This is a genomic window from Demequina sp. (genome assembly GCF_016278775.1).
Classification (GTDB): Bacteria; Actinomycetota; Actinomycetes; order Actinomycetales; family Demequinaceae; genus Demequina.
On the sequence record NZ_JADQBF010000114.1, the window covers coordinates 1 to 4,384 of the forward strand.

The following is a 4,384-nucleotide window of genomic DNA, read 5'->3' on the forward strand; positions in this document are numbered from 1 at the left end:
CAGAAGGCGTGCGCTGGTCGCTCGCAGAGGAGAACTGATGGCAGGCAATTAGAAGCGCCCAGGCGCCACGCGACGGATCAAGAAGGGACCCAGCGCCGGCACCGGCGGCAAGGGCCGCAAGGCGCTCGAAGGCAAGGGGCCAACCCCGCGGGCCGAGGATCGGCCCTACCACAAGGCGTACAAGGCGAAGCAGGCATCCGAGACCGCCGCAGAAAAGCGGGCGGGCGCTCGCGGCGGCGGACCCCGTGACAGGACGTCTAAGGCCGACGACGTCATCATCGGCCGCAACTCCGTGTTGGAGGCGCTGCGCGCCGGCCTTCCCGCCAACGTGTTGCTCGTGTTCGAGCGTGTGGATGCGGACGACCGCATCACCGAGATCGTCTCGAAGGCGGTCGAGCGCGAGATCGAGGTGCGGGAGGTGAGCAAGCCCGTGCTGGATCGGATTGCCGACGGCAGCCCTCACCAAGGCGTCGCGCTTGAGGTGGCTCCCTATGAGTACCTGCAGCCCGGCGACTTGCTCGAGGCACCGAGCCCCATCAGGCTGATTGCTCTTGACGGAATTCAGGACCCCCGCAACCTGGGCGCGATTCTGCGCTCAGCGGCTGCGTTCGGCGCGCACGGGGCTGTCATTCCCGAGCGCCGCGCAGCAGGGGTCACGGTGGCGGCGTGGAAGGTCTCTGCTGGGGCCGCGGCGCGGTTGCCGGTCGCGCGAGCGACCAACTTGGTGCGCGCCCTTGAGGACTACAAGAAGGCCGGACTCTTTGTGGTCGGCCTCGACTCTGACGGCGACGTGGAGCTCGCGGAGTCGAACCTGCTTGACGGACCGCTCGTCATTGTGGTGGGCGCCGAGGGAGCTGGCCTGTCGCGGCTCGTTCGCGAGACGTGCGACCAGATCGCATCGATTCCCATCTCGTCCGCCACGGAGAGCCTCAACGCCTCCGTCGCTGCGTCGATCGCCCTGTACGAGGCATCCAAGGCGACGGCGCGCTAGGTGGGGCGAGCGTGGCGCTCAGAGGGGCGCTAGGGGCGCTCGATCAGCCCCATCGTGATGAAAGCCTCCACGAGGCCCGCTTCGGCTGGCCCGGCGGCGACGAGGTCCGCGGTGGCCATCAGCTCTGGCGCCGAGCCATCGATCACCACGGATGTGCCGGCGAACTGAAGCATCTCGAGATCGTTGGGGCCGTCCCCGCAGGCCACGACATCGTGTCGCGATAGCCCGAGGTGGTCGAGCGCGACGGCGATGCCGGTCGCCTTGGTGACGCCCGCCAAGAACATCTCCCCTGCGCCCTCACCAAGGTCGCTGAGCGACGCAGGGATGACGTCGACGTCAGGGCCGATCAGGTCCCCGATGTCGCTTAGCGGCACCGGACCCGCGAACGATGTCACCTTCGAGGGCCGGATCAGGGTGAGGTCCTCTTGTACCGTCAGCGCGTCGAGGATGGCGTGCAGGCCCCTTGCGGCCTCAGGGCTCCGTGAGTGCCGTGCGTGCTCCGTCATCGCGTCCACCACCGCCTGGCGCGTGAACGTCGTGTCGGGGGTCTCCAGGATGTACATGCAGCCGTGCCTGTCCAACTGATCGAGCGCCCGTGCCGCGAGGTCATCCGAGAATCGCCGATCCAGCAGGATGTCGCCACCATGCTCGACGTAGGCGCCCGCCGTCGCCACGAACCCGTCGAACCCGGACCCGAGCACCTCGTCCGGCACCAGGGACAGCGGTCGACCCGTGCACAGGAAGACGAGGTGACCTCGGGATCGCGCGGAAGAGACCGCCTCGGCGTGCGCCGAGGGGACGACGCCGTGGTGGGCGTAGGTGCCGTCGAAGTCAAGGAAGAGCGCGCGCCGTCCGGGAGCGCCGCGAAGGGGCGGGCTTGTCACGTGGCTACTCGTCCGCCTCTGGTGCGGTCGACCTGGGGTTGGGCTTCGCGGTCACTGGCTTGCGGGTCGTTTCCCTGCGCACCTCGGGCGGCGTCGCGTCGTCAGGCTCAGGCATCCGACCCCACCCGTGGGTGTTGTCGTTCTCGTACGCGTCTCGAGTCTCGCCGTACACGGTGCCGACCTCTGCGGTGAGTGCGGGGAGCTCGGCAGTCATCTCGGCAAGCGTGCGGCCCAGGACGGCCTTCTCGTCGGCCTTGGTGGGCAGCACGTTCTTGACGTACGACGCGGTGGCCACCGGCATCGGCACGTCGTGGCCAGCAGATTCGGCGAGATACCAGCGGTGTTCCATGATCTCGTGGAAGATCTGCGCCGGTTCGAGTTTTCCTCGCAAGTCGCGAGGGACCGCTTTGACAGTGGGTTCGAAGATGTGGGTCAGCCACCGATGCGCGGCAAAGGTCTCCGTGTCGAGGTCGTCGGCACGATAGCTGGCGTATTCGTCTGAATGGATAGTGCTGAACTCGTCGACGTCGTTGAGCAGGCGTCTGGCCTGGTTTTCCTGCACGTCGAGCCCCGTGAGGCGCAAGAGCCTGCGCGAGTGGTGTCCCGCATCCACCACTTTGGGCCGGATGCGCACGGCCGTGCCGTCCGAGGTCTGCTCCATGTCGATCTCACCGACGTCAAAGCCCATGTCGTTGAGCGCCCTGACACGTTGCGACACCTCGTACGGCACGTTGGCCTCGATCGTCTCTGTTTCCGTCAGCGCACTCCATAGATCCACGTAGCGCTTGCGGATGCGCTCGCCGATCTCGAACGGGTCGATAGCCTCGTCGAGGTCCTCGCTTGCTTGGAGATCGAGAAGTTCTCCCGTGATGTTGGTGACGGCGATGTCGAGGTCGTAGTCGCGCTGACCGGCGGTGAGGCTGTGGTGCATGTCCCCCGTCTCGGCGTCTACCAAGTACGCGGAGAACTCCGACGCATCACGGCGAAAGAGCGCGTTCGAGAGCGACACATCGCCCCAGTAGAACCCGTTGAGGTGGAGCCGCACCAGCAGCACCGACAGCGCGTTGATGAGCCGCTTCACGGTGGACTTTCGCAAGCCCTGACTGAACAGGGCCCGGTATGGCAAGGAGAACGCCAAGTGCTCTGTGACGAGGGCGGCCGAGAGTTCGTTGCCTGCGCCGTCGACACGGCCTGCCACAACAGCAATGGGCCGCACGCAAGGGGCTCCCATGCGGCGAAGTTCGCTCAGCATCGAGAACTCGCGTTGAGCGATCTCGGGATTGGTCTCCTTGATCGCGAGCACGCCGTCGCCGTAACGCACAAACCGGACCACGTGGCGCGACAGGCCGCGAGGGAGCGCCGCGATGCGATCTTCCGGCCAGACCGAGAGCGGAACGGACCATGGGAGATTGATGAGCGACGCGTCGGCGGTCCCTGTAATGCGCAGTGGCATGAGTCAAGGGTAGGGGGTGCGCACGTGCGTCGGTACGCCCCACGCGTGCGAAAGGGCGGCCCGGAGAACCGGACCGCCCTTTCGCGTGTGCGGTGAACTACTTCTTCTTGGGCGATGCCTTCGTGGTCACGCCGCCGCTGCTCAGGCGTGCGCCGGAGGCTGCGGAGAACGTGTGCTGCTCGCCTGCACGAATGGTGACCCAGATGGTGTCACCCTTCTTGGGCACGTCGCGGGGGTCGATGCGCACGACCATCTGCGAGTCGCCTGCGGAGAAGTGGATGTCCTTGCTGTCGCCGAACTCGTTCGGCACCGAGCCGTAGACGAACGCGTCGGAACCGAGTTCTTCCACCACGTCGACCTCGACGGGGATGGCGCCCTCAGCGTTCGGGGCGGAGCGGTCGAGCGACTCTGGGCGGAAGCCAAGCACCACGTGGTTCTTGTCTTCGTCCTTGAGTCCAGCGATGACCTCGCGACCGAGCGGAACCTGGCCGCGACCGACCTGGGCTGCACCGTTGACCACCTGGTAGGTGCCGATGTTCATGGCGGGGGAGCCGATGAAGCCAGCAACGAACACGTTGGCCGGGGTGTCGTACATGTCGCGCGGGGTGCCGACCTGCTGGAGGATGCCGTCCTTCATGACGGCGATCCTGTCGCCCATGGTGAGCGCCTCGATCTGGTCGTGCGTCACGTAGACGGTGGTGACGCCGAGACGACGCTGGAGGGCGGCGATCTGCGTGCGCGTCTGGACACGGAGCTTGGCATCGAGGTTCGACAGCGGCTCGTCCATGAGGAACACCTGCGGCTGGCGGACGATGGCGCGGCCCATGGCGACGCGCTGGCGCTGACCACCGGAGAGTGCCTTCGGCTTGCGGTCAAGGTACTCGACGAGGTCGAGGATCTTGGCGGCTGCTTCCACGCGCTGGCGGATCTCTGCCTTGTCGACCTTGCCGATCTTGAGCGCGAAGCCCATGTTCTCGGCCACGGTCATGTGGGGGTACAGGGCGTAGGACTGGAACACCATGGCGATGTCGCGGTCCTTGGGCTGCACGTTGGTGA

General features: G+C 66.5%; 4 protein-coding genes. 1 reads left to right on the forward strand and 3 read right to left on the reverse strand.

Annotation, left to right across the window (positions count from 1 at the left end):
* Nucleotides 1–277 precede the first annotated feature (277 nt).
* The gene (gene rlmB / locus QZZ33_RS12365; RefSeq protein WP_366476169.1) at nt 278–991 is read left to right on the forward strand and encodes a 23S rRNA (guanosine(2251)-2'-O)-methyltransferase RlmB; all 714 of its coding nucleotides are present in this window, start codon (nt 278–280) and stop codon (nt 989–991) included.
* Nucleotides 992–1,020: 29 nt separating this feature from the next.
* Here rlmB and QZZ33_RS12370 read toward each other — a convergent pair whose 3' ends face one another.
* The 3 genes from QZZ33_RS12370 to QZZ33_RS12380 form a co-directional block, all read right to left on the reverse strand.
* Nucleotides 1,021–1,875: an HAD family hydrolase gene (locus QZZ33_RS12370; protein WP_291380352.1), complete on the reverse strand. Its 855-nt coding sequence runs from the start codon at nt 1,873–1,875 to the stop codon at nt 1,021–1,023.
* 4 nt (nt 1,876–1,879) lie between these two features.
* On the reverse strand, nt 1,880–3,328 hold the full coding sequence (locus QZZ33_RS12375; RefSeq protein WP_291380353.1) for a DUF4032 domain-containing protein: 1,449 nt from the start codon (nt 3,326–3,328) through the stop codon (nt 1,880–1,882).
* Nucleotides 3,329–3,425: 97 nt separating this feature from the next.
* A partial coding sequence (locus QZZ33_RS12380; RefSeq protein WP_291380354.1) for an ATP-binding cassette domain-containing protein occupies nt 3,426–4,384 on the reverse strand: 959 nt, incomplete at its 5' end.

Coding starts and splice junctions, on each gene's coding strand:
- QZZ33_RS12375 (WP_291380353.1), bottom strand. CDS start 3,328: ATGCCACTGCGCATTACAGGGACCGCCGACGCGTCGCTCATCAATCTC.